The sequence below is a fragment of the Streptomyces phaeoluteigriseus genome (genome assembly GCF_001896135.2).
Classification (GTDB): domain Bacteria; phylum Actinomycetota; class Actinomycetes; order Streptomycetales; family Streptomycetaceae; genus Streptomyces; species Streptomyces phaeoluteigriseus.
In genome coordinates, this window is record NZ_MPOH02000011.1 from 728,183 (window position 1) to 752,754 (window position 24,572).

The following is a 24,572-nucleotide window of genomic DNA, read 5'->3' on the forward strand; positions in this document are numbered from 1 at the left end:
CCCCGACCCCGGACCCCGGCCCCGGCTCCCGGCCCCGCTCCCGGAACACGCCGAAGGGGCCGCCCGCACCACGGATGCGGCGGCGCTTCGGGGGTGTTCTCAGTGACCCGAGGTCAGGAGGCCTTGGCCTTTTCCTCGGTCTTCTCGGTCCTCGCGGTCTTCTCCGCCGCCGGCTTGGCCGCTACCGGGGCCGGCTTCGCGGCCTCGTAGAACTCCTCGCGCGGGGACTCCAGCGCGCCGAGGGCGACGACCTCGCGCTTGAGGAACATGCCGAGCGTCCAGTCGGCGAAGACGCGGATCTTGCGGTTCCACGTCGGCATCGCCAGGCCGTGGTAGCCGCGGTGCATGTACCACGCCAGCCGGCCCTTGAGCTTGATCTTCATCTTGCCCATGACGATCATCGCGACGCCCTTGTGGAGGCCGAGGCCCGCCACCGCACCCTTGTTGGAGTGCGCGTACTCCTTCTGCGGGAAGCCCCGCATGCCGGAGATCACGTTGTCGCCGAGGACCTTGGCCTGACGGAGCGCGTGCTGGGCGTTCGGCGGGCACCAGGCGTTCTCGACGCCGGCCTTGCGGGCGGCGACGTCGGGGACCTGGGCGTTGTCGCCGGCGGCCCAGATGTAGTCGGTGCCCTGCACCTGGAGCGTGGCGGCCGTGTCGACGTGACCACGGGGGCCCAGCGGGAGGCCGTAGCGGGCGAGGACCGGGTTCGGCTTGACGCCGGCCGTCCAGACGATCGTGCTGGAGTCGACCTCGAGGCCGTTCTTCAGCACCACGTGGCCGTCGACGCAGGAGTCCATCGAGGTGGAGAGGTAGATCTCCACACCGCGGCTCTCCAGGTGCTCCTTGCCGTAGGCGCCCAGCTTCGGGCCGACCTCGGGGAGGATCTTGTCGGCGGCGTCGACCAGGATGAAGCGCATGTCCTCACGGGACACGTTCTTGTAGTACTTGGCGGCGTCGCGGGCCATGTCCTCGACCTCACCGATGGTCTCCGCACCGGCGAAGCCGCCACCGATGAAGACGAAGGTGAGCGCCTTGCGGCGGATCTCCTCGTCGGTGGTGGAGTCGGCCTTGTCGAGCTGCTCGAGGACGTGGTTGCGCAGGCCGATGGCCTCCTCGATGCCCTTCATGCCGATGCCCTGCTCGGCGAGGCCGGGGATCGGGAAGGTGCGGGAGACCGCGCCGAGGGCGATCACCAGGTAGTCGAAGGGCAGCTCGTACGCCTCGCCGACCAGCGGGGCGATCGTGGCGACCTTGCGGTCCTGGTCGATGGTGGTGACCCGGCCGGTGAGAACCTCCGCCTTGGGCAGCACGCGTCGCAGCGGGACGACGACGTGGCGCGGGGAGATGTTGCCGGCGGCGGTTTCGGGGAGGAAGGGCTGGTAGGTCATGTACGACCGGGGGTCGACGACCGTGACGGTCGCCTCGCCGTAGCGCATCTTCTTCTGGATACGCCGAGCTGCGTACAGGCCTACGTACCCACCGCCTACTACGAGGATCCTGGGACGCTCCGTGGTGCTCATGCCATCGAGTATCCACCCGCTCGAGGGGGGTCGCTCGTGCGCCCCTTCACAAGCTTCCTCGGGGTATGTGCTATCCTCCGCCGCTCACGTGATCCACGTCATGATGCGCGACGGGAACCGGTATGCATCCGGTGCCGTTGTCAATGCCGCGTGAGCTGCCTCTCCGGCGTTCCGGGTGCCGGGTGAGGCCCTTGAAACACACCTCGCGCGACGCTCGCGAAACGTCCGGGCCTTCCGCTTTTGAACGCGTTCACCCGCCTGTCCGGACCCCGGAAGGGTCAACCGGCCCTTCTTCGTCCCCCGACGGGGCCCATTTCCTTGTGAAGAACTTCACGAAGTTTTCCGAGAGGGTGCCGACGAGGGGCGATTCCGAACCGGATCGAGCCCCTCGATCATGCTCAAACGGTGTCCGACCTGCTCAGGAGAGAGTCGACCAGGCGATGCCGTCCAGGATGTCGTGCTCGCTCACCACGACCTCCCGCGCGCCGATCCGGTCCATGACCGACAGCAGGACGAGCGCGCCGGCGCCGATGACGTCGACCCGGCCCGGATGCATCGACGGGACCGCCGCGCGCTGGCGTGGGTGGAGCGCAGCAGCCACTCGGTGATCTCACGGACCCGTTCCCGGGAGACCCGGGAGTGGTGGATGGCCCGCGAGTCGTACGCGGGCAGCTCCTGCGCGATGGCCGAGATCGTCGTGACCGAGCCGGCCAGGCCGACCAGGGTGTGCGCCTCGCGCAGCGGGACCGTGCGCTCGGCGAGGTCGAGGGCCGCCTCGATGTCGGCGCGCATCGCCGCGATCTGCCGCTCCGTGGGCGGGTCGGTGACCGACCCGTCGACGACCAGGTGCCGCTCGGTCATCCGCACGCAGCCGACGTCCACGGAACGTGCCGCGCGCACCTGGTCGTTCCCGACGACGAACTCCGTCGAGCCGCCGCCGATGTCCACGACGAGGTAGGGCTTCGTCAGGTCGTCACGGCCCGTCAGTTCCCTGGTGGCGCCGGTGAAGGAGAACTCCGCCTCCTGATCGCCGGAGATCACCTCGGGTTCGACGCCCAGGATGTCGAGCACGCCGCGCACGAACTCGTCCCGGTTCTCCGCGTCGCGCGAGGCGGAGGTGGCGACGAAGCGCAGCCGCTCCGCGCCGTGCTCCTCGATGGCGGCCGCGTACTCCCGGCACGCGGCGAACGTCCGCTCCAGCGCCTCGGGCGCGAGCCGCCCGGTCCGGTCGACCCCCTGCCCGAGCCGCACGATCGTCATACGGCGGTCCAGCTCGACCAGTTCGCCCGCCTCGGGGTGGGCGTCGGCGACGAGCAGACGGATGGAGTTCGTACCGCAGTCGACGGCGGCGACGCGAGTCATCGGGCGTCTCCCCCGGCCGGCTCGGGGGCGTCGTGGCCCGACCCGTCCTGCGAGGACTCCACCCCCGTCACACACGTCCCCTTGGCCCACCACCGCGGCAGCATGCCCAGCGCCTCGTCCCCGAGCGGGTTCACCCCGGGCCCCGCGGCCAGGGAGTGGGCGACGAGCACGTGCAGACACTTCACCCGGTCCGGCATCCCTCCGGCGCTGGGGAAGTTCTTCAGCTCCTCGATCTCGTCCCGCCGCCGCACGTAGTCCTCGTGCGCCGCGCGGTACGCCGCCGCCAGCTCCGGGTCGGTCCGGAGCCGTTCGGTCATCTCCTTCATCACGCCGTTCGCCTCGAGCGTGCCGATCGCGGAGTTGGCCTTCGGGCACGTCAGGTAGTACAGCGTCGGGAAGGGGGTGCCGTCGGGGAGGCGGGGGGCCGTCTCCACCACGTCCGGCTGGCCGCACGGGCAGCGGTGCGCGATCGCGCGCAGGCCGCGCGGCGGGCGTCCGAGCTGCTGCTTGAAGGCCTCGACGTCGGCGTCGGTGGGCTCGGTGCGGGGAGTGGTCGGCGGGGCGGTTTCCATGCCTGTACGAAAGTCTCTCTGTCAGTTCATCGGTCGCAGTTCATCGGCCGCGGTACATCGGCCGCGGCTCACCGGTCTCGGTTCACCGGTCGGCGGCGGCGTCGGACTTGTCGACGCCGTCCCAGACGTTCGAGTACCAGGGGCGGTCGGCGGCCCCCTGGTCGGCGCGGGACTGCTCGGCGGCGTCGGGGTCGACGACGATGAAACCCGTCTCCCCCGGCATCACGTAGTGCAGGCGCTGCCGGATCTGCTGCTCGGCGTACGCGTCGTCCTGCCAGCGTGCCTTGAGGTCGCGGAGTTCTTCCACCCGCTCGCGGGCCTCCCGCTTCTCGCGCTGGAGATCGGCCATCTCGGCGCGCTGGGAGACGTACTGCCGCATGGGGTAGGCCAGGGCCACGATCAGCGTGCACAGGACGAGCGCGAGGAGGGCCGCTCGGCCGGTGAGGCGGGAGCGGTGGGCCTGACGCTTGGTCTGGGACCGGTAGACCCGGGCCGCTGTCTGTTCGCCGAGCAGCTTGATCCTGGTCGCGGTGGAGAAACGGTCCCGGTCCTTCACGGCCATGTGTCCCCGCCTCCCGTCTCACACGTGCGTACGTCCCCGGACACGGTACGGGACCGGTACGGGGACGTACGTACGACTGGCGCAGGCTTGACCCTCAACGGCTCAGCCCGGCCGGTTCGACTCTGCTCTGCTCGGTTCAGCCCTTGAAGCGCGGGAAGGCGCTGCGGCCGGCGTACACCGCGGCGTCGTCGAGGATCTCCTCGATGCGCAGCAGCTGGTTGTACTTGGCGACGCGGTCCGAGCGGGCCGGGGCGCCGGTCTTGATCTGGCCGCAGTTCACCGCGACGGCGAGGTCGGCGATGGTGACGTCCTCGGTCTCGCCGGAGCGGTGGGACATCATGCACTTGAAGCCGTTGCGCTGGGCCATCTCGACGGCGTCCAGGGTCTCGGTCAGCGAGCCGATCTGGTTGACCTTGACGAGCAGGGCGTTCGCGGAGCCCTCCTCGATGCCGCGGGCCAGGCGCTCCGGGTTGGTGACGAAGAGGTCGTCGCCGACGATCTGGACCTTGTCGCCCAGCTTGTCGGTGATGACCTTCCAGCCCGCCCAGTCGTCCTCGTACAGCGGGTCCTCGATGGAGACCAGCGGGTACGCGGAGACCAGCTCCTCGTAGTACTCGGTCATCTCGGCGGCCGAGCGGGACTTGCCCTCGAACTCGTACTTGCCGTCCTTGTAGAACTCGGACGCGGCGACGTCGAGCGCGAGCGCGATCTGCTCACCGGGGACGTAACCGGCCTGCTTGATGGCCTCGATGATGAGGTCGAGCGCGGCGCGGTTGGACTCCAGGTTCGGGGCGAAGCCGCCCTCGTCGCCCAGGCCGGTGGACAGGCCCTTGGTCTTCAGCACCTTCTTGAGGGTGTGGTAGACCTCGGCGCCCCAGCGCAGGGCCTCGGAGAAGGACTCCGCGCCGATCGGGGCGATCATGAACTCCTGGATGTCCACGTTGGAGTCGGCGTGCGAGCCGCCGTTCAGGATGTTCATCATCGGAACGGGCAGCAGGTGCGCGTTCGGGCCGCCCAGGTAGCGGAAGAGCGGGAGGTCGCTGGCCTCGGAGGCGGCGTGGGCCACGGCGAGCGAGACGCCGAGGATCGCGTTGGCGCCGAGGGAGCCCTTGTTGTCGGTGGCGTCCAGGTCGAACATCGCCTGGTCGATCAGGCGCTGCTCGGTGGCGTCGTAGCCGACCAGCTCGGGGCCGATCTGCTCGATGACGGCCAGGACTGCCTTCTCGACGCCCTTGCCGTGGTAGCGGTTCGGGTCACCGTCGCGGAGCTCGATGGCCTCGAAGGCGCCGGTGGAGGCGCCGGAGGGAACGGCGGCACGACCCGTGCTGCCGTCGTCGAGGCCGACCTCGACCTCGACCGTGGGGTTGCCTCGGGAGTCCAGGATTTCCCGGGCTACGACGACGTCGATGGACGGCACGAGCATCTCCTTCTTGGGATGTGACGCTGGTTGTGCGGGGCGCGTGGGGGCCGTGATGAGCCCCTGGCGAGCCTTGCGACTAGAGCCTAACCGCCTCGGGCGTCGTCGGCCGACCGACCGTCCCGTGGACAGGGAGACGGTACCCATTGTTTCCGGCCGGAACAAAGGGGGTGGCCAACAGAAGGTGGCGAACGGGAAAAGAAAACCCCGCCCCGGTGCGTACGGGGGAACACGCACCGGGGCGGGGTGACCGTGGGGACGGGGCTCCCTCACGAGGCCATCAGCGTGGCGGCCTCGGCTGTGAGGGGGCTGTGGTCCGGCCGGGAGCCGGATGTCACTTCAGGTGCAGCTGCTGACCCGGGTAGATGAGGTCGGCTTCCTGGACGATGTCCTTGTTCAGCTCGAACAGCTTGGCCCAGCCGCCCTTGACGTCGTGCGCCTCGGCGATGGAGCTGAGCGTGTCGCCCTTGACGACCTTGTACTCGCCGTCGCCCTTCTTGACCTTCTTGCCGGTCGGGGTGGTGACCGTCTTCTGGCTCTTGGCGGCCGGGCGCTCGGCGGAGCGGGAGGCGCCCTGCTTCTCGGTGGAGCGCGTGGTGGACTCCGAGGAACCGCTGGAGGAGGAGCCACTGGAGGAGCTGCCGTTGGACGACGAGCCGGTGGAGGCCGAGCCGCCGTTGTACGCGGCGCCGGACAGGCCCACGCCGCAGGACGGCCAGGCGCCCTTGCCCTGGCCCGCGAGGACCTTCTCGGCGATCTGGATCTGCTGGGACTTCGAGGCCTTGTCGGCGGTGGAGGCGTACTGCGTGCCGCCGTACGCGGCCCAGGTGGAGGCCGAGAACTGCAGGCCGCCGTAGTAGCCGTTGCCGGTGTTGATGGACCAGTTGCCGCCGGACTCGCACTGAGCGACCGCGTCCCACTCGGAGGCGGTGGCGGCGGAGGCGTTGCCGGCCGCCATCAGCGGGGCGGCTATGGCGACACCGGTGACACCGGCGAGCGCGGCGACACGGGTGGCCTTGGACGGGCGGCGGTGCTTGCCCTTGCTGGAAAACAGCATGGTGGATCCCCTCACCGACGCCTGCGAGGTGAGCTGTCGGGTTCGGGCCGTGTGAGTTGCCCGGCCGCTCGTCCTCGGGAGCACTGCTCCCTGGGACGTGCGGCTTCACCCCAAGCCGTTCCGGTCAACCGACCGGTCCGGCACCTACCTTGGGTCCCCCGCTCCTGCCTACGGCGCTTGCGCGACGACTGTTCCCGGGCTGCCACTGGCAGGATTCGGCGTTGCGACAGCCGGGGCTCGGGATACCGAGCGATCCTGACGGTAGACACGGGCTCGGCGGAATTTCAAAGACGATCACGCCTTCTGAGACTCATCCCACACTTTCATCAAACCGGACATTCGGTGCGAAGTATGACGTGAACTCCCGCTGCTTTTCCCGTTTTTCCGCCCTATTCGACCGCTGTGTCGAGCGTCTGACCGGCGGTGATGTTGTTCGGGTCGACGCCGATGGCGGCCTTGTTCTCCGCATAGAGCGCACGCCATCCGCCGTCGAGGGCAAGGGAGTCGGCGATGGAGGCCAGCGAGTCGCCCTCGCGGACGACGTAGGTGGCGGCGGCGTGACGGCCGGAGGAGGCGGTGGTGATGCCGTCCGGCGCGGGCGCGACCTCCTCGGCAGTGGTGCCGCGATGACGGCCGGAGGCGAGGGAGCCGGTGTCGACGAGGCTCCAAGAGCCCACCTCCTGCACCGACTTGTCCGAGCCGTTCGCTTCGGGGGTGGCCGTGGGTGAGCTGTCGCCCGACCCCGCGACACTCGCGTCCACATCTGCGGGCGTATCGGACTTCGAGGAGCTGTCCGGCGTACCGGAGGAAGAGGACGAAGGCGACGAGGACGTCGAGTCCGTACCGTCCGGGGACGATTCGGCCGACGGGTCGGCGGAATCCCCCGTGGAGCCCGAGGATTGCGACGGGTCGGTGGAGTCCGACGAACCGGACGAACCCGAAGAACCCTTCGACAGGTCGGACAAGCCGGACGACACGGAGGAGTCGGACGAGTTGTCCGCCACACCGGTGTCCACGCTGCCCGCGCCGTTGGCCTTGGTGAGCCCGGACGTCAGCCCGCAGGTGCCCCACGCGCCGATGCCCTGGTCCGCGAGGACCTTCTGGGCCACCGATATCTGCTGGTTACGGCTGGCCAGGTCGGGGCGCTCGGCGAAGTCGAGGCCGCCGTACGCCTCCCAGTCCTCCTGGCTCAGCGCCAGGCCGCCGTACTCGCCGTTGCCCGTGTCGGCGCTCCAGGAGCCGCCGGACTCGCACTCCGCCACCGTGTCCCACACCGTGCCGTCGGCCGCGCTCGCGCCGGTGGCGCCGAGCAGCGGGATGGCGATCGCGGAGCCGGTCACACCGGCCGCGACAAGGAGGGCCGGAGCCTGGCGGGGGCGCCGGTGACGACCGTTCCCGGAGAGCATGCGGAGGCCTTTCTCGAGACAGCAGTGCCTGCGCGGCGAGTGAAACAGGGGCGCCGCGCTGACAGGTGAACGTATCGGCAGACGATCACTTGTCACAAGTTAGTGCCGCGCAGATCACGTGAAGATCACAGAAGTGAGGAACGGTCACCTTTGCTTCCCACCTTGGCCATATAACGGACGGTCAGCGGACGGCTGCTGCGGGTTCACCGGAAACGGCGGGCGTGAACTCCACGGGCAGCGTGCGCAGTCCGCGCATGATGAGGCCGCCGCGCCACCTCAGGTCGGCCGGGTCCGCGGCGAGTCGCAGATCCGGCAGACGGGTGAGGAGGGTGGCCAGCGCGGTCTGCCCCTCCAGGCGGGCCAGGGGCGCGCCCAGGCAGTAGTGGATGCCGTGGCCGTAACCGAGATGCTGGTTGTCGCGGCGGGAGAGGTCCAGGACGTCCGGGTCGGCGAACCGCTCCGGGTCCCGGTCGGCGGCCGCCAGGACGACGAGGACCGGGTCGCCGGGGGCGATGTCCTGTCCGCCGACGGTGAGGGACTCGGTGGCGAACCGCCAGGTGGCAAGTTCCACCGGGCCGTCGTAGCGCAGGAGTTCCTCCACGCCTGTCGCCAGGAGGCCGCTGTCGCCGGCCGCCAGGGAGTCCTGGAGGCGGGTGCGCTGCTCGGGGTGGTTGAGGAGGGCGTAGGTGCCGTTGCCGATCAGGTTCACGGTCGTCTCGAAACCGGCGAACAGGAGGATGAAGGCCATGGCGGCGGCCTCGTTCTCGGTGAGGTGCTCGCCGTGGTCGGAGGCGCGGATCAGACCGGAGATGAGGTCCTCGCCGGGCGCCGGTTCGGTGGGAAGCGCGGCGCGCTTGCGGTGGATGAGGTCCAGGAGATAGCCGCGCATCTTCTTCACCGACCGCGCGACACCGCCGCGCGGCCCGCCGCCGTGCCGGATCATCATGCCCGCCCAGTCACGGAAGTCGTCCTGGTCCTCGCGGGGGACGCCGAGCAGGTCGCAGATGGCGTGGATGGGGAGCGGGAAGGCGAAGTCGTGGATGAGGTCGGCGGTCCCCTTCTCCGCGAACCGGTCGATGAGTTCGTCCGTCAGCTCCTGGACGCGGGGCGCGAACTCGGCGACGCGACGGGGCGTGAACGCCTTGCTGACGAGTCGTCGCAGCCGGGTGTGGTCCGGCGGGTCGATGTTCAGCAGATGCGTCATCAGCTCGGCGTTGCGCTCACCGGGGATGCCGGTCTTGCCCTTGGCGTGCGCGGGCTCGTCGTGATGCGCCGGGTTCTTGCTGAGCCGCGGGTCGGCCAGCGCCTGCTTGGCATCGGCGTACCGGGTGACCAGCCAGGCCTCCACACCGCTGGGCAGCCGGGTCCGGTGCACGGGCGCGTGCTCACGGAGCCAGGCGTAGGCCGGATAGGGATCGGTGGCGAACTCCCAGGTGAACAGGGCTGGCGCGGACGTCTCGGGCACGGGCTGGTCGGTCACACCCCGACGGTATCCGGGATCGGATCGGCGTCCTGCCGCAGGCCTTGCCCTGCCCGTCCAGGGGGCGGGTTCCGGGTCGGCGGCGAAGGGCCCGGAGACCACCTGGCTCCAGCGGTACGGCATCCCGCCGCAGCGCTCTCCGGCGCGGACGCGCGGCCCGGCCGTGGTCGCCCCGCCCCTCGATGGGACCGGCGGCCCCCGTCGACCCTTGCCGCATCGACGGGCGGGAGTGACCGCGGAGGCGGTCGCGGGGCCGGAGGGTCGCAGGGGGCCCGAGCGCAGCCGCCGCAGCACGGGTGCGGGCCCGAGGCCGGGCCGGGGGAATCGGCAACTCCTGATTCCGCGCGGCCGCCTCCGTCGTCGGCTTCCGGTCTCCGCGAGTTCCCGAGCCCTCCGTATCCGGCAGGCTCCAGGAGCCGCCCCCCTACTCCCCCAGCCCCTCGGCCGCCCGGATCGCGTCTCGGTAGGTCCGGGCCGCTGCTCGCAGGGCCGCCTCCGGGTCGACGCCTTCCGCTTCCGCCCGGGCCGCCAGGGCCAGGAGGTCGTAGCCGAGGCCCTCCGAGGTCGGGAGCGGTACGTCCAGGTGGGCCGAGCGCACTCGCGAGGCGAGTTTCGCGGCCAGGGCGAGGCCCGGCTGGTGGAGGGGGATGCCGTCGGTGACGGACTCGCGGCGCTTCTCGACCGCCTTCGTGCGCAGCCAGTGTTCCTTGACCTCCTCGGGGGTCGCCGCGGTGGCGTCGCCGAAGACGTGCGGGTGGCGGTGGATGAGCTTGGTGACGATGGTGCCGGCCACGTCGTCGACGGAGAACGGGGCCTCCTCGTCCTCCTCGGCGATGCGGGCGTGGAAGACGACCTGGAGGAGGACGTCGCCCAGTTCCTCGCGCAGCTCGTCGCGGTCACCGTCCTCGATGGCCTCGACCAGTTCGTACGCCTCCTCGATGCCGTACTTCGCGAGGCCCTTGTGGGTCTGCTGGGAGGACCAGGGGCATTCGGCGCGGATGCGGTCCATGACCTGGACCAGGTCGAGGAGGCGGGCGCCGGGAAGGTCGTAGGAGGCGGGCAGCAGCTCCAGGTCGGGCATGGACACGCGGCCGGAGCCGGCCAGCCGGGCCAGGCCGTCCGTCAGGGCGGGCTCGCCCTCACCGGTCGCCACCACCACGACCGTGCGGCCGCCGGCGCAGGCGGTGAGCAGCTCCTCGGCGGTCGGGGAGGTCTCCGCCACCTCTATACCGGCCTCCCGCAGATACGGCAGCTGCGGATGGGCGCCGTCCGCGCACAGGACGCGGTCGGCCTCGCGCAGGGCCTGCCAGGCGGGCCAGGACAGCAGGCCGGGGGCGACCCGGTGGCTGGTGGTGAGCAGGACGACACGGCCGGGGGTGGAGCCGCCTTCGGGACTCGTTGCGTTCACTCTCCGAACGTAACGCACCCCGCCGACAGCCCCAGAAGTCATCCACAGGCCGGCCGGGACCGGCGTACGTCAGGCGGTCCGCGGGGGCTGGGACGGCGTCGTCACGTCGCGGACCCAGGGGGTCCTGGCGTCGACGCGGCTGACCTTCTGCACGTCCCAGTCGCCGTAGCGCGGGTTGAGGTCGACGTCGAGGTCCTTGGACGCCTTCGACAGGGCGTTCCAGAACTCGGGCCGACTGGTGTCGGTGCCGAGCCGCGCGGCGAGTTTCTGGGCCTCCAGCTGGAGGCGGAGGTTCTCTTCGAGGCGCTGCGGCGGGATGCCGTACTGCTGGAGCCAGGTGGTCTCCAGGCCCTTCGCGCCGCCCGCCTGCTGTTCCAGGCCGGCCCGCATCGCCTGGACCTCCTTGCGGCTGACGGTGATGCCCGCGTCCTCGGCGGCGCGGTGCAGGACCCGGTCGAGGACCATGCCGTGCAGGGTGTCGCGGGTGAGGGTGCCGGTGCGGGCGATGGCCTGGGCGTACTGGGTTTCGTCGGGGACGGAGGCGCGCTGGGCCTCGCGCACCTCGTTCACCCGGCCCTCCAGCTGCGAGACGGTGATCCGCTGGCCGCCGACGACGGCCGCCGCCCCGGGGTGGGCCTCGTTGCCGCAGGCCGTGAGGAGGGGGCCTGCCGCGACGATCGCGGCGGACAGCAGAAGCGCGGTGCGACGGCGGCGGTGCAAGGAAGCCTCCCGAGGAGATTGTGCGGCGGTGCACAAAGTCTTGCGGTGATCGATGGTAGGCAGTGGTGCGGCTGGGGCCAACCCATTGGACCAACGATTCACCAGGACTTCGGGCACCGCCGCGCCCGCACCCGTACGGGGGTCGGCCCACGAGGGCGACCGGAGCGTCCCAGGCGTTGCGGTCCACGGTGATCGTGTAACCGCCGCGGGTCTCCTTGCTGTTGACCCGTCGAGGTCCGCGCGGCGATCCCGGCTCCGGCGAGGACGGTGGCGCCGGCCACTTTCCAGGTGATGTGTCTGCGCCTTCTGGACTGCCGGTGCTCGGCCATCACCACCCCTTCGGTCGTCCGCGCGCGCACCGCCGGATCCCGGCGTGCGGCGGGTGTCTGTGTGTGAAGCCCCCTGAATCGGACGCACGGTTCCGCGCGCGGGTCCGCGGCCGGTGAACACAGGCCTCGCGCAGGGACAGGATTCGCTCACGTCACAGTAAAGACAGGGAGGTCCGGGCGGGCCGGGCCGTGGCCTAATCTTGCTCTCTGGCTACCTGGGGGGCGACATGACGACAGTGATGACGGATGCGGACAAGCGGCTTGAGGCGGGCTGGTTCCAGCGGATCGGCTGGGTGGCCCTGGCGTGGTTCTCCTTCGGCCTGCTGGCGTGGGTGCCGTTCCTGTACGTGGCGATCCGACGCGGGCGGGTCTCGGACTGGGTCGCCTTCGGCGCGTTCGCGCTGTACGAGTGCGTGACCGTGCCGTGGATGGCGACGGACGACAGCCCGGACGGGGACGGGTACATGGGTCTCGCCATCCTGGTGACGCTGGCGACGGCGGCCTGCATGCTGCTGTGGGCCATGTTCGACAAGCGGATCCCGACGATGCCGGCGATGGCGTACGGGGCGCAGGGGCACTACCAGCAGGGGTACCCGTACGGGCGGTAGCCGCCGATGCCGCCGACACCGCCGAGCCACCGACACCGCGAGCCACCCGCGCCGCCGACGCTCAGGCCGGTGGCGCCGGTCGGAGCGGGTGTCGCAGCCACACGTTGGGCTCGACGTACACCGCGCAGTCGCGGTCCGGCTCGCAGCGCACCGGCACCAGCGCGCCGGGCACCTCGATGTCACCCCGGGTGTCGAAGGGCAGCCCCGTCCAGCGGCGCCACTCCGCGAGCGATCCGGCCACCGTCATCGACGCCGGCGCCACCGCCTCGATGCTCGCCCCGGCTCGGACGCGCACCCGCAGCCACGGGTCGTACGGCAGTCCGTCGTCCCGCACCCGGTGCGCGTACTCGTCGATGGGGGTGTGCGGTTCGAGGTGTTTGGCGTTCGGGCGGACCGGGGCGACGACCTCGGTGAAGCCCTTCGCGCGGGCGCTGTCCCGCATCGCGGCGAGCATCCGCCCGGACAGGCCGAGGCCCTGGGCGTGCGGGGCGACCACGATCGAGATCGCGCCGACCGTGTCGGGCCGCACCCCGTGCCGCAGGTCGGAGAACGCCCACACCAGCACCTGGTCCCAGCCACGGGCGGGCAGTTCTCCCCGGCCGTCGGCACGCAGGGCGAACGGCACGCTGTAGGCGTGCGCGAGGACCTCACCGCGCTCGTCCTGCGCGAACAGCACGTACTGCGGCAGCTCGGTGGGGATCCGCCCGTAGTGGGCGTTGCCCACCGGATCCTGCGTGGCGAACTCCGGCCGGCTGTCGGGCATGTCGAGCACCGGCCCGAGCATCTCGGGCCGCTCGGCGAGGGAGGAGACCGTCACTTCCATGGGAGCACGGTAGGCGGCGGAGCAGCGGTGGGGTACGGAAATTCCCACGTGGCCGCGGGCCCGGTTGCCGAGCGGCCGAGCGGCTGAGCGGCTGAGCGGCTGAGCGGCTGAGCGGCTGAGCGGCTGAGCGGCTGGCCGAACGGCCGAGCGGTGCGCTCAGTTCGCGTGGAAACGTTCCGGCGCCTTCGTCGGGTTGCCGCCCGTCGGGAGTTTCTGGTCGGGGCAGCCGGTGAGGACCTTCTCCATGGCGGCCTTCTCGGCGGCGGTGACCCACAGCTCGTACTTCTTCTTCACCGCGACCTGCGCCGCCACGTACGGGCAGCGGTAGGCCTTGTGGGGCGGCAGCCAGGTCGCCGTGTCGCCGTCCCCCTTGGAACGGTTGGTGCTCGCGTCCACGGCCAGCAGGTTGAGGGGGTCGTTGGCGAAGGCGATGCGCTTGCTCGCGTCCCAGTACTTGGCGCCCTTCTGCCAGGCGTCGGACAGCGCGACGATGTGGTCTATGTCGACCTGACTGCTGCCTCGCCGGTAGGTCACGTCCTTGCCGGAGTAGGGGTCCGAGTCCAGCACGCCGTAGGACACCTTGCAGGTGCCCTCGGTGAACCGGACGCTCTCCAGGTCCCGTTTGAGGATGTCGTCGCGGGTTCCGCAGTCGTTGGAGTCGGTGTCGGCCCAGGCGCTGCCGAACTTGTCCCGGTCGTAACCGGTGCGCGGTGCCCGTCCCTTGACGGTGAGTGACTCGGCGGCCGTGAGGGCCGCTCCCCCGCCCTCGGTCCGGCCGGGTCCGGCGGAGCCGGTGCCGGCGACCTGGTCGGTGCAGCCGGTCATGGCACAGACCAGTACGGCGGCGGTCGCCGCCCCACCCCTCAGACGCTTCACGCGCCCCTCCCCTGCTCGCCCGCTGCCACCCCGCACAGGGCGTTTTCCCCGGTCGGACTCACGTACACCGTAGGCGAGGGGCGCACGGCAGCAGTACGGAAGGTCCGGGCCGACGAGAAGACCGGCGACAAGTACGAGACCCAGGTCGACTCCGGGCAGCAGCAGCTGCACCGGCGGATGGGCATGGACGAGGACCGGCCGCCCGAGCAGCCGTGGCCCGAGCACCGTAGCCACCCGGGCCGTCCGCGGAGCGCGTCAGCCTCCCGCGGACGGCCTCGTCGTGTCCGGTCGTGTCCGTGCCCGGTGCCCTACGACGGCCGACGGCGGCGCCGGTCACCCCAGCACCGTCACCAGGAACTCGCCCACCCAGCCCAGCAGTTCGCGCCCGACCACCGGCTTGCCGCCCATCTTCGCGGGCTTCGGGCGGGGTACGAGGAGCTGGTGCGCGGCCGGCTTGATGACCGACCCCGGATACACGCGCTTGAGCCGCAGCTCCTGCGACTCGCGCAACTCCACCGGCGCGAACCGGATGTTGTTGCCCTGCAGCACGATCTCCCCGACGCCGCACGACCGCGCCAGCATTCGCAGCCCGGCCACCAGCAGCAGATTCTCCACCGGCTCGGGCAACTTGCCGTAGCGGTCCACGAGTTCCTCGCGTACGGCCTTGACGTCGTCCTCGGAGTTGGCCGAGGCGATGGCCCGGTAGGCCTGGAGGCGCAGCCGCTCGCCGGGGGCGTAGTCGTGCGGGACGTGCGCGTCGACGGGCAGCTCGATCTTGACCTCGAGGGGGGCCTCCTCCTCGATCTCCCCGGTCTCCAGCTGGCGCCGGTAGTCCGCGACGGCCTCGCCGACCATGCGGACGTACAGGTCGAAGCCGACGCCCGCGATGTGCCCGGACTGTTCGCCGCCGAGGAGGTTGCCCGCGCCGCGGATCTCCAGGTCCTTCATCGCGACGTACATGCCCGCGCCCATCTCGGTGTGCTGGGCGATGGTCGCGAGGCGCTCGTGGGCCGTCTCCGTGAGCGGCTTCTCCGGCGGGTACAGGAAGTAGGCGTAACCGCGTTCCCGCCCACGGCCCACCCGGCCGCGCAACTGGTGGAGCTGGGACAGGCCGAAGTTGTCGCCGCGTTCGACGATCAGGGTGTTGGCGTTGGAGATGTCGATGCCGGACTCGACGATCGTCGTCGAGACGAGCACGTCGAACCGCTTCTCCCAGAAGTCGACGACGACCTGCTCCAGCGCGGCCTCCGACATCTGGCCGTGCGCGGTGGCGATGCGCGCCTCGGGCACGATCTCGCGCAGCCTCGCCGCCGCCCGGTCGATCGACTCGACCCGGTTGTGGATGTAGAAGACCTGGCCCTCGCGCAGCAGTTCACGGCGGACGGCGGCGCCGATCTGCCTCTCCTCGTACGGCCCGACGAAGGTGAGGACCGGGTGGCGCTCCTCCGGGGGCGTGGTGATCGTCGACATCTCGCGGATGCCCGTCACCGCCATCTCCAGGGTGCGCGGGATGGGCGTGGCCGACATCGTCAGCACGTCGACGTTGGCCCGCAGCTTCTTCAGCTGCTCCTTGTGCTCCACGCCGAAACGCTGCTCCTCGTCGACGATGACCAGGCCCAGGTCCTTGAACCTGGTCTCCGAGGAGAACAGGCGGTGGGTGCCGATGACGACGTCCACGGAACCCTCGCGCAGGCCCTCCAGGACCGCCTTGGCCTCCGTCTCGGACTGGAACCGGGACAGCGCCTTCACCTTCACCGGGAACTGCGCGTACCGCTCGCTGAAGGTGCCGAAGTGCTGCTGCACCAGCAGGGTGGTGGGGACCAGGACGGCGACCTGCTTGCCGTCCTGGACCGCCTTGAAGGCGGCGCGGACGGCGATCTCCGTCTTGCCGTAGCCGACGTCGCCGCAGATCAGACGGTCCATGGGGACCGACTTCTCCATGTCGTCCTTGACCTCGGCGATGGTGGTGAGCTGGTCGGGCGTCTCCACGTACGGGAAGGCGTCCTCCAGCTCGCGCTGCCAGGGGGTGTCCGCGCCGAAGGCGTGCCCGGGGGCGGCCATGCGGGCGCTGTACAGCTTGATCAGGTCGGCGGCGATCTCCTTGACGGCCTTCTTCGCCCGCGCCTTGGTCTTCGTCCAGTCGGCGCCGCCCAGCCGGTGCAGGGTGGGGGCCTCGCCGCCGACATACTTGGTGATCTGCTCCAGCTGGTCGGTGGGGATGTAGAGGCGGTCGCCGGGCTGGCCGCGCTTGGCGGGGGCGTACTCCACGACCAGGTACTCGCGCGTGGCGCTCTGGACCGTGCGCTGCACCATCTCGATGTAGCGGCCCACGCCGTGCTGCTCGTGGACGATGTAGTCGCCCGCCTCCAGGGTGAGCGGGTCGATCGTCTTGCGGCGGCGCGCGGGCATCCTGGCGCCGTCCTTGCCGGCCGCCTTCTGGCCGGTCAGATCGGTCTCCGTCAGGACGACGAGGTCGAGCGCCGGGTCGACGAAGCCGTGGTCGATCGAGCCGCAGGAGACGTGCACCAGGGAGCGGGTCAGCTCGGTCAGGTCGGTGTCCAGGCGGGCCGGGACGCCCTCGTTGCCGAGCACCTCGGCCGTGCGGGCGGCCGTGCCGTGGCCCTCGGTGACGAAGACGACGCGCCGGCCCTCGGCCAGCCAGCCCTTGGTGTCGGCCAGGGCCTTCGCGGTGTCGCCGCGGTACGCCTCGGGGGCGCGCATGCCCAGCTTGAGGGTGTCCGCCTCCAGCTCCAGGTCGGCGGCGAAGGGGGACACCGACCACCACATCATGTCCAGCTCGCGCGCGCGGTCGCGCACGTCGGCGATGGACCACAGGGAGGCCGCGCCCACGTCGATGGGCGCCTCGCCGCCGCCCGCGGTGGCCGCCCAGGACGCCTGGAGGAACTCCTGGCTCGTCGCCACCAGGTCCGAGGCGCGCGTGCGGACCCGCTCCGGGTCGCAGACCACGGCCATCGAGCCCTTGGGCAGCACGTCGAGCAGCAGTTCCATGTCGTCGACCAGGACCGGCGCGAGGGACTCCATGCCCTCCACGGCGATGCCCTCCGCGAGCCTGCCGAGCAGATCGCCCAGCTCGGGGTGCTGCTCGGCGAGGGCACGCGCGCGTGCGCGAACGTCGTCGGTGAGGAGCAGTTCGCGGCAGGGAGGTGCCCACAGGCCGTGTTCGGCGACTTCGAGGGAGCGCTGGTCGGCGACCTTGAAGTAACGGATCTCCTCGACGTCGTCGCCCCAGAACTCGACCCGCAGGGGGTGTTCCTCGGTGGGCGGGAACACGTCCAGGATGCCGCCGCGCACGGCGAACTCGCCACGCTTCTCGACCAGCTCCACGCGCGCGTACGCGGCGGCGGCGAGGGCTTCCACGATCTCGTTCAGGTCGGCGGTCTGACCGCCCCTCAGGGCCACCGGCTCCAGGTCGCCGAGTCCCTTGACCTGCGGCTGGAGCACCGAGCGGACGGGGGCCACGACCACGGAGACCGGGCCGGTCTCGGGGTCGTCGGTGCGGGGGTGGGCCAGGCGGCGCAGGACGGCGAGGCGGCGGCCGACGGTGTCGCTGCGGGGGCTGAGGCGCTCGTGCGGGAGGGTCTCCCAGGAGGGGTACTCCACGACGCCGTCCGGGGGCAGGAGCGTGCGCAGGGCGGCGGCGAGGTCCTCCGTCTCCCGGCCGGTCGCCGTGACCGCGAGGACCGTGCGGGTGGTCTCCCTCGCGAGGGCGGCGATCGTGAAGGGGCGGGCTGCCGGGGGGCCGACGAGGTCGATGTGCATGCGGTTGCCGTCGGCGGCCGCGGAGGTCGCTTCCGCGAGGGCGGGGTCCTTGACTACGGCGTCGAGCAGACCGTGCAGGCTCATGGAGGGGCTTTTCCGTCCGGGGTCAGAGGTGGGTGATGGTCGCGGTGTGTGCGGTGCACGCGGAGCAGCGGTGCGGGCGGGCAACGCGAAGGGCCCGACGCGTGTCACGGGCCGGGGGTGTCCAGGGTACGACGGGGCGGGGCGGTCCGCCCGGGGCTGGATGGTTTCGCCCCCGCCGCCCCTTCCCGACCCGACCCCGGGGGCTGCGCCCCCGGACCCCCTCGTCGGCGCTCCGCGCCTCGTCCTCAAACGCCGGACGGGCTGGGTGACACCGGGCGGTGCCGGGGGGACGAGGCTCCCTCCCGACCCACCGAGCGGGGTCGTGGGTAGGCCCGGGCCGGGGGCCTGGGGCGGCCCCGTGACCGTGGACGACCGGCGGTCCGTGGTGGGCGGGGCGCACGCGGCCCGTGCCGTACACGACCCTCGCATCCCCCCGGGCGGGAGGGCAGCGCCAGCGCCGGCCGCTGGGCGGTCGTGGGGACGGCGTCCTGCGGGCGGTCGGCGGCGGGCCAGTCCCGGCCGCGCAATTGCCAAGGGGACCTCTCGACGCACAGAGTCGGGTGGTGGGTCGGCCCAGGCCGCAGGGGTCCGGGAGCGGAGCCCCGGGCGGGAGGGCAGAGGGCCCTGGCCTCGCAATTGCCGGGGGACGCCTCCCGACCCACCGAGTCGAATGGTGGGTCGGCCCAGGCCGCAGGGGTCCGGGAGCGGAGCCCCGGGCGGGAGAACAGAGGACCCCGGCCTCGCAATCGCGGGAGCCACCTCCCGACCCAAGGGTCGAGTCGCGGGTCGGCTCAAGCCGGGGTCTGGGGGCGGAGCCCTCAGGGCGGGAGAACAGTGGGCGGCCCCGGCGCGCCGGCCCGAACACGACGGAGCCGGCGCGAGGAGCCCCCGTGGCTCCTCGGCGCGGCTTTGCCGGACGGGAGGTCAGTCCGTCGCGATGGCGTTCAGGACGTTCATCCGGCCCGCCCGGAACGCCGGGATCAGCGCGGCGAACAGACCCACGAAGGCCGAGGCGACGAAGACACCGATGATCGTCGGCCACGGGATCTCGAGGACGGTCAGGCCCTCCAGTTCGAGGAGCTGCTGGGCGGTGGCCCCCCAGCCCATGCCCAGGCCGAGGCCGAGCAGTGCGCCGAAGAGGGCGATGACGACCGACTCCAGTCGGATCATGCGGCGCAGCTGCCGGCGCGAGAGGCCGATCGCCCGCATCAGGCCGATCTCCCGGGTGCGCTCGACCACCGACAGGGCCAGCGTGTTCACCACGCCGAGGACCGCCACGATGATCGCGAGTGCCAGGAGGCCGTAGATCAGGTTCAGCATCTGCCCGATCTGGTCCTTGAGGGCTTCCTTGTAGTCGGTCTGGTCGCGGACGGAGTACTGCGGGTAGTCGTGCAGCGCGGACTTCAGCGCGGTGTAGGCGGCTTCCTGCTGCCCTTCCTTCGCCGTGGCGAAGACGAGCTGGTCGAGCGGCATCTTCTCGGCCGGCACGTACTTGGCGACGGTCGAGATGGAGGCGTACATGGCGCCCTTGTCGATGACGACGTCGTCGCTGGTGATCGCGCGGACCGTGAGCGCGGCGGAGGTGCCGTCCTTGAAGGCCACCTGGACCTTCGAGCCGATCGTCAGGCCGTGCTTCTCGGCGAAGCCTTCGAAGACGGACATGGAGTCGGGCTTGTAGGCGTCGGCGAGCCTGCCCGCGACCGTCTCGGTGGTGAGGTCGGTGGCGTAGGTCGGGTCGGCGGCGTTGACGGTCTCGCCCTTGGACGTCTTGCCGTCCGGGGTGGTCAGGTCGGCGTCGAGGATCTTGTACTCGGTGACGCGTTCCATGCCGGGCGTCGACTTGACGGCCTGCACGGCCTGCGGGGTGATGAGCTGGCCGGTGTCGCTCTGGATGATGAAGTCGGTGCCGACGCTCTTGTCGAGCTGGTCGGTGGCGGAGGCCACCATGGAGGAGCCGACCACCGAGAGGCAGGCGACCAGGGCGAGCCCGATCATGAGGGCGGCGCCGGTGGCGCCGGTGCGGCGCGGGTTGCGCAGGGCGTTGCGTTCCGCCATCCGGCCGACGGGGCCGAAGGCCCGCAGGACGACGGTGCCGAGCACCCGGACCAGGCCGCCGGCGAGCAGCGGGCCGATCACCACGAACCCGATCAGGCTGAGCACGACGCCCAGACCGAGCCAGAGGGAGCCTTCGCTCGCCTTGTCGGCGGCGGAGGCGAGGTAGAGGCCGAACACGCCGCCGCCGGTGAGGAGCAGGCCGAGCACGGCCCGTACGACTCCGGCCTTGCCGTCGGCGGGGGCGCCGGCGTCGCGCAGCGCGGCCATCGGGGAGACCTTGCCGGCGCGGCGGGCGGGCAGGTAGGCGGCGAGGACGGTGACGACGACACCGAGGATCAGGCCGATGACCGGGGTCGTCCAGGCCACCGTGAGGTCGTCGGTGGACAGGTTCATGCCGGTCATGCCCATGAGCTTCATCAGGCCGACGGCGATCCCGACGCCCGCGGCGACGCCGAGGACGGAGCCGACGACACCGAGCAGCAGGGCCTCGGCCAGGACCGAGCGGTTGACCTGCTTGCGGCTGGAACCGATGGCCCGCATCAGGCCGATCTCACGGGTGCGCTGGGCGACCAGCATGGAGAAGGTGTTGATGATCAGGAAGATGCCGACGAGGAAGGCGATCCCGGCGAAGCCGAGCATCGCGTACTTCATCACGTCCAGGAACCCGCCGACCTCCTTCTGGTTGGCGTCGGCCGTCTCCTTCGCGGTCTGCACCTTGTAGTCACCGCCGAGCGCGGCCGTGACGTTCTGCTTCAGCCGGTCGTCGCTCACCCCGGCCGCGGCCGTGACGTTGACGTTGGTGAAGACGCCGGACTCACCGACCAGGATGTCCTGGGCGGTTCTGGTGTCGAGGTAGAAGATCGCCGCGCCGGGGTTGGTGATCTGGAAGGCGGCGACGCCGGAGATCTTCGCGGTGTGCGTGCCGACCGCGCTGATCACGCCGATCTCGTCGCCGACCTTCAGGTCGTGCTTGTCGGCGGTGTCCTCGTCGAGCATGATCTGCGCGGAGTTCCGGGGCGCCGCGCCTTCGGTGATCTTCATGGTGCGGGCGTCGTTGGCGTTCCAGTTGCCGACGATGGTGGGGCCGCCGCTGGTGGGCGACAGGCTCTCCTTGTCGGCGTCGACGACGGTCACGGAGGTGGAGAAGACGGTCCCCTCCGCCGACTTCACGCCCTGCGCCTGCTTGACCTTGCCGACGACGTCGGCCGGCATGACCGGCGGCTTGCCGTTGCCCGAGGTCGTCTCACCGGTGTCGGAGGCACCCTTCGCGCTCACCGTCACATCGGAGGAGGTGGCCGCGAACAGCTTGTCGAAGGTGGTGTTCATGGTGTCGGTGAACACCAGCGTCCCGCAGACGAAGGCCACCGAGAGCAGCACGGCCACGGCCGACAGGGCCATCCGCCCCTTGTGCGCGAAGAAGTTGCGCATCGAGGTCTTCATGACGGTCATGACGTGCGCCCCCGGGCGTCGAAGTCCTTCATCCGGTCCAGGACCTGCTCGGCCGTCGGCTGGTGCATCTCGTCGACGATGCGGCCGTCGGCGAGGTACAGGACGCGGTCGGCGTAGGAGGCGGCGACCGGGTCGTGGGTGACCATGACGATGGTCTGGCCGAGTTCGTCCACGGAGCGGCGCAGGAAGCCCAGGACCTCGGCGCGGCCCGCGAGTCGAGGTTTCCGGTCGGCTCGTCGCCGAAGATGATCTCGGGGCGGGCGGCGAGGGCGCGGGCCACGGCGACGCGCTGCTGCTGGCCGCCGGAGAGCTGGGTGGGCCGGTGCTTGAGCCGGTCGGCCAGCCCGACGGTCTCGACGACCTGCTGCAGCCAGGCCTTGTCCGGCTTGCGGCCCGCGATGTCCATGGGCAGCGTGATGTTCTCCAGCGCGTTGAGCGTCGGCAGCAGGTTGAACGCCTGGAAGATGAACCCGATCCGGTCCCGGCGCAGTTGCGTCAGTTTCTTGTCCTTGAGCCCGGTGATCTCGGTCTCGTCCAGGTAGATCTGCCCGGACGTGACGGTGTCCAGGCCGGCGAGGCAGTGCATCAGGGTGGATTTGCCGGACCCCGAGGGGCCCATGATCGCGGTGAAGCGGCCACGGGCGATGTCCACGTCGACGTGGTCGAGGGCGACGACGCGGGTCTCCCCGGACCCGTACGCCTTGACGACCTGCCGCGCCCGAGCGGCAACGGCCGTACGCCCTCCAGTGCCCCCGTGCCTGGGAATGGTCACAGCCGAAGTCACGGTAGATCTCCTATGTCGAAAGCCGGTGGGACGCGCGAGTGGTGCCGCGTCGAGTGGTGCGTCGGTGCGCGGTGTCACGTCTTTGGTGCCACGTCGGTCGGTGCAAGTCGTTCGGTGCCGAGTCGTTCGGCGTCAAGTTGTTCGGCGTCAAGTCGTTCGGTGCTACGTCGAAGAGTCTGTCGGCGCGACCGGGTGCGGCGCGCTGGTGCTCGGGCCCGTCTTCGAGGGGGGTTAACCCCACCTCCGGCCGGTGGGGTTGCCCGCCCCAGCGGCGTAAAGCCAGGTTAAGGAGCGACTCGGCCCCATCTCCTCCTCCGGCAGTACGAACCCTCCCCGAGCCGTAGTACGGAGGTACCCCTAGGGGCTGTCCACCGGTGGGTGGAGTGCTCCTAGGGGTCATGTCCACCCTCCGACCCGGTCAGGCTCCACCCTCCCGTCGCGTCAAGGTCAAGTGGGAAGCTGTCCGCGGCGATAGGTGCAAGGGGCACGGGACACCGGACCCGGGACGGACAGGGGTGGGCATCGGATGGGCGACACCAGACCCGCGACACGGGAAGCCGCAGGGCGGGGCACGGCGGACGGGAAGCGGGGAGCGGTCGTCGCCGCGCTGATGCTGTCCATGGCGCTGGCCGCGCTCGACTCCACCATCGTCTCCACCGCCGTACCGCAGATCGTCGGTGACCTCGGCGGCTTCTCCGTCTTCTCCTGGCTGTTCTCCGGCTATCTGCTCGCCGTCACGGTCACCCTGCCCGTCTACGGCAAGCTCTCCGACACCTTCGGCCGCAAGCCCGTGCTGGTGGCGGCGCGATCCTCTTCCTGCTCGGCTCGCTGCTGTGCGCGCTCGCCTGGAACATGGGCGCGCTGATCGCGTTCCGGGTCGTGCAGGGCCTGGGGGGCGGCGCCTTGCAGGGCACCGTGCAGACCCTGGCCGCCGACCTCTACCCGTTGAAGGAACGCCCGAAGATCCAGGCCAGGCTGTCCACGGTGTGGGCGGTGTCCGCGGTCGCGGGACCGGGTCTGGGCGGGCTGCTGGCGGCGTACGCCGACTGGCGGTGGATCTTCCTCGTCAACCTGCCCATCGGCGCGGTGGCGTTGTGGCTGATCGTGCGTCATCTGCACGAGCCTCGACGAGAGTCGCGGGAGCGCGCGCGGGTCGACTGGGCGGGCGCGCTCGCGGTGTTCGCGACCGGCGGGGTGCTGCTGACCGCGCTGGTGCAGGGCGGGGTGGCCTGGCCCTGGCTGTCGGCGCCGTCGCTCGCCCTGTTCGCCGGGGGCCTCGCCCTGGCCGGCCTCGTCGTGGTCGTCGAACGCCGGGCCGCCGAGCCGATCATCCCGGGCTGGGTGTGGCGCCGCCGTACGATCGCCGCGGTCAACCTCACGCTGGGCGCGCTGGGCCTGCTGATGGTGGCGCCGACGGTGTTCCTGCCGACGTACGCCCAGGCGGTGCTGGACCTGGATCCGGTGACGGCCGGGTTCGTGCTGTCGGTGTGGACGCTGAGCTGGCCCTTGTCGGCGGCCCTCAGTCAGCACGTGTACCGGCGCATCGGCTTCCGCGACACCGCCCTCCTCGGCATCGGCGCGGCGACGCTGATCCTGCTCGCGTTCCCCTTCCTGCCGTATCCGGGCGAGGTCTGGCAGCCGACGCTGCTGATGCTGCTGCTCGGCGCGGCACTCGGCCTGTTCCAACTGCCGCTGCTCGTCGGCGTGCAGTCGACGGTCGGCTGGTCGGAGCGGGGCACCACCACGGCGTCGGTCCTGTTCTGCCGCCAGAGCGGGCAGACGATCGGCGCGGCCCTCTTCGGGGCGGTCGCCAACGGGGTGCTGGCGGCGCGGCTGGGCGGCGCGGGCGACCTGGACTCCGTCGCCCGCGACCTGGACGCGGGTGCCCCGGCCGAGGCGACCCGCCACGCGGTCGCGGACGCCGTGCACGCCGTGTACCTGGGAGCGGCCGGAGCCGCGGCGCTCGCCTTCCTGGTACTGCTGTGCGTGGCCCCACGCCGCTTCCCGGTACTGAGCGAACCGGACGACTGACCCCCCGCCGGCTCACCGCCCGCCGCTCACCGCCCGCCGCTCATCGCCCGCCGCTCACCGCTCACCGCTCACCGCTGATCCTCCGTCAACTCGGGTCACGGTCACCCGACATCCGACAGTCGGCGGTCGGCGGTCGGCGGTCGGCGGTCGGCGCCTTGCCGCCCCCCTCCTCCCGCACCCTCTCCCGCCCCCGTCCCCGCCCGATCCCTCGAAATCGTCAGCGTTAACACGGGTAACACCCCAGCT

14 protein-coding genes, 4 pseudogenes and 1 riboswitch are annotated in these 24,572 nt (G+C 71.2%); of the genes and pseudogenes, 2 read left to right on the forward strand and 16 right to left on the reverse strand.

The window, feature by feature from the left end; all coding sequences use genetic code 11:
- Positions 1 to 113: 113 nt before the first annotated feature.
- From BM536_RS14370 to BM536_RS42815, 11 genes and pseudogenes are all read right to left on the reverse strand, one after another.
- A complete protein-coding gene (locus BM536_RS14370) occupies positions 114 to 1,523 on the reverse strand; it encodes an NAD(P)/FAD-dependent oxidoreductase (RefSeq protein WP_073496085.1) in 1,410 nt (469 codons plus the stop codon).
- A gap of 418 nt (positions 1,524 to 1,941) precedes the next feature.
- A pseudogene (locus BM536_RS14375) lies at positions 1,942 to 2,885 on the reverse strand (Ppx/GppA phosphatase family protein).
- Positions 2,882 to 3,457, reverse strand: coding sequence for a DUF501 domain-containing protein (locus tag BM536_RS14380; RefSeq protein ID WP_073496087.1), 576 nt, complete (start codon positions 3,455 to 3,457; stop codon positions 2,882 to 2,884). The pseudogene BM536_RS14375 and the gene BM536_RS14380 overlap by 4 nt, the downstream one beginning before the upstream one ends.
- 82 nt (positions 3,458 to 3,539) lie before the next feature.
- Entirely contained in the window at positions 3,540 to 4,019 is a 480-nt protein-coding gene (locus BM536_RS14385; protein WP_073496089.1) for an FtsB family cell division protein, read from the reverse strand.
- Positions 4,020 to 4,155: 136 nt separating this feature from the next.
- On the reverse strand, positions 4,156 to 5,442 hold the full coding sequence (gene eno, locus BM536_RS14390; protein ID WP_073496092.1) for a phosphopyruvate hydratase: 1,287 nt from the start codon (positions 5,440 to 5,442) through the stop codon (positions 4,156 to 4,158).
- Between the two features lie 328 nt (positions 5,443 to 5,770).
- A complete protein-coding gene (locus BM536_RS14395) occupies positions 5,771 to 6,493 on the reverse strand; it encodes a LysM peptidoglycan-binding domain-containing protein (protein WP_073496094.1) in 723 nt (240 codons plus the stop codon).
- A 3-nt stretch (positions 6,494 to 6,496) separates the two neighbouring features.
- A riboswitch (cyclic di-AMP (ydaO/yuaA leader) is annotated at positions 6,497 to 6,679 on the reverse strand.
- A gap of 203 nt (positions 6,680 to 6,882) precedes the next feature.
- Positions 6,883 to 7,899 carry a LysM peptidoglycan-binding domain-containing protein gene (locus tag BM536_RS14400; protein WP_073496096.1) on the reverse strand — a complete coding sequence of 339 codons (1,017 nt, stop codon included), beginning with the start codon at positions 7,897 to 7,899 and terminating at the stop codon, positions 6,883 to 6,885.
- A gap of 181 nt (positions 7,900 to 8,080) precedes the next feature.
- Positions 8,081 to 9,379, reverse strand: a complete 1,299-nt coding sequence (locus BM536_RS14405) for a cytochrome P450 family protein (protein WP_073496099.1) — start codon at positions 9,377 to 9,379, stop codon at positions 8,081 to 8,083.
- 424 nt (positions 9,380 to 9,803) lie between these two features.
- Positions 9,804 to 10,787, reverse strand: coding sequence for a nucleoside triphosphate pyrophosphohydrolase (locus tag BM536_RS14410; RefSeq protein ID WP_073496101.1), 984 nt, complete (start codon positions 10,785 to 10,787; stop codon positions 9,804 to 9,806).
- 69 nt (positions 10,788 to 10,856) lie between these two features.
- On the reverse strand, positions 10,857 to 11,507 hold the full coding sequence (locus BM536_RS14415) for a SurA N-terminal domain-containing protein (RefSeq protein ID WP_073496103.1): 651 nt from the start codon (positions 11,505 to 11,507) through the stop codon (positions 10,857 to 10,859).
- 145 nt (positions 11,508 to 11,652) lie between these two features.
- Positions 11,653 to 11,736, reverse strand: a pseudogene (locus BM536_RS42815) (glycoside hydrolase domain-containing protein); the annotation flags it as partial.
- Between the two features lie 327 nt (positions 11,737 to 12,063).
- Between BM536_RS42815 and BM536_RS14420 the strand changes: the two are divergent.
- Complete coding sequence (locus BM536_RS14420; protein ID WP_073496117.1) at positions 12,064 to 12,444, forward strand: hypothetical protein; 381 nt, start codon at positions 12,064 to 12,066, stop codon at positions 12,442 to 12,444.
- A 61-nt stretch (positions 12,445 to 12,505) separates the two neighbouring features.
- On the opposite strand, the gene BM536_RS14425 is transcribed toward BM536_RS14420, so the two are convergent.
- From BM536_RS14425 to BM536_RS14445, 5 genes and pseudogenes are all read right to left on the reverse strand, one after another.
- Positions 12,506 to 13,267: a GNAT family N-acetyltransferase gene (locus BM536_RS14425; RefSeq protein ID WP_073496105.1), complete on the reverse strand. Its 762-nt coding sequence runs from the start codon at positions 13,265 to 13,267 to the stop codon at positions 12,506 to 12,508.
- A gap of 156 nt (positions 13,268 to 13,423) precedes the next feature.
- A complete protein-coding gene (locus BM536_RS14430; protein WP_073496107.1) occupies positions 13,424 to 14,143 on the reverse strand; it encodes an HNH endonuclease family protein in 720 nt (239 codons plus the stop codon).
- A gap of 333 nt (positions 14,144 to 14,476) precedes the next feature.
- Positions 14,477 to 18,007 (reverse strand): transcription-repair coupling factor, encoded by a 3,531-nt coding sequence (gene mfd, locus BM536_RS14435; protein ID WP_073496110.1) that lies wholly within the window; start codon positions 18,005 to 18,007, stop codon positions 14,477 to 14,479.
- Between the two features lie 924 nt (positions 18,008 to 18,931).
- Complete coding sequence (locus BM536_RS14440) at positions 18,932 to 21,511, reverse strand: ABC transporter permease (protein WP_073496113.1); 2,580 nt, start codon at positions 21,509 to 21,511, stop codon at positions 18,932 to 18,934.
- Positions 21,508 to 22,295, reverse strand: a pseudogene (locus BM536_RS14445) (ABC transporter ATP-binding protein). The gene BM536_RS14440 and the pseudogene BM536_RS14445 overlap by 4 nt, the downstream one beginning before the upstream one ends.
- Positions 22,296 to 22,821: 526 nt before the next feature.
- On the opposite strand from BM536_RS14445, the pseudogene BM536_RS14450 reads away from it, so the two are divergent.
- Positions 22,822 to 24,326, forward strand: a pseudogene (locus BM536_RS14450) (MFS transporter).
- Positions 24,327 to 24,572 lie beyond the last annotated feature (246 nt).

Excerpts from the sequence above, each read along its gene's own strand:
- eno (WP_073496092.1), bottom strand. The coding sequence starts at position 5,442 with ATGCTCGTGCCGTCCATCGACGTCGTCGTAGCCCGGGAAATCCTGGAC.
- BM536_RS14380 (WP_073496087.1), bottom strand. The coding sequence starts at position 3,457 with ATGGAAACCGCCCCGCCGACCACTCCCCGCACCGAGCCCACCGACGCC.
- BM536_RS14385 (WP_073496089.1), bottom strand. The coding sequence starts at position 4,019 with ATGGCCGTGAAGGACCGGGACCGTTTCTCCACCGCGACCAGGATCAAG.
- BM536_RS14370 (WP_073496085.1), bottom strand. The coding sequence starts at position 1,523 with ATGAGCACCACGGAGCGTCCCAGGATCCTCGTAGTAGGCGGTGGGTAC.
- mfd (WP_073496110.1), bottom strand. The coding sequence starts at position 18,007 with ATGAGCCTGCACGGTCTGCTCGACGCCGTAGTCAAGGACCCCGCCCTC.
- BM536_RS14395 (WP_073496094.1), bottom strand. The coding sequence starts at position 6,493 with ATGCTGTTTTCCAGCAAGGGCAAGCACCGCCGCCCGTCCAAGGCCACC.
- BM536_RS14420 (WP_073496117.1), top strand. The coding sequence starts at position 12,064 with ATGACGACAGTGATGACGGATGCGGACAAGCGGCTTGAGGCGGGCTGG.
- BM536_RS14425 (WP_073496105.1), bottom strand. The coding sequence starts at position 13,267 with ATGGAAGTGACGGTCTCCTCCCTCGCCGAGCGGCCCGAGATGCTCGGG.
- BM536_RS14440 (WP_073496113.1), bottom strand. The coding sequence starts at position 21,511 with ATGACCGTCATGAAGACCTCGATGCGCAACTTCTTCGCGCACAAGGGG.
- BM536_RS14400 (WP_073496096.1), bottom strand. The coding sequence starts at position 7,899 with ATGCTCTCCGGGAACGGTCGTCACCGGCGCCCCCGCCAGGCTCCGGCC.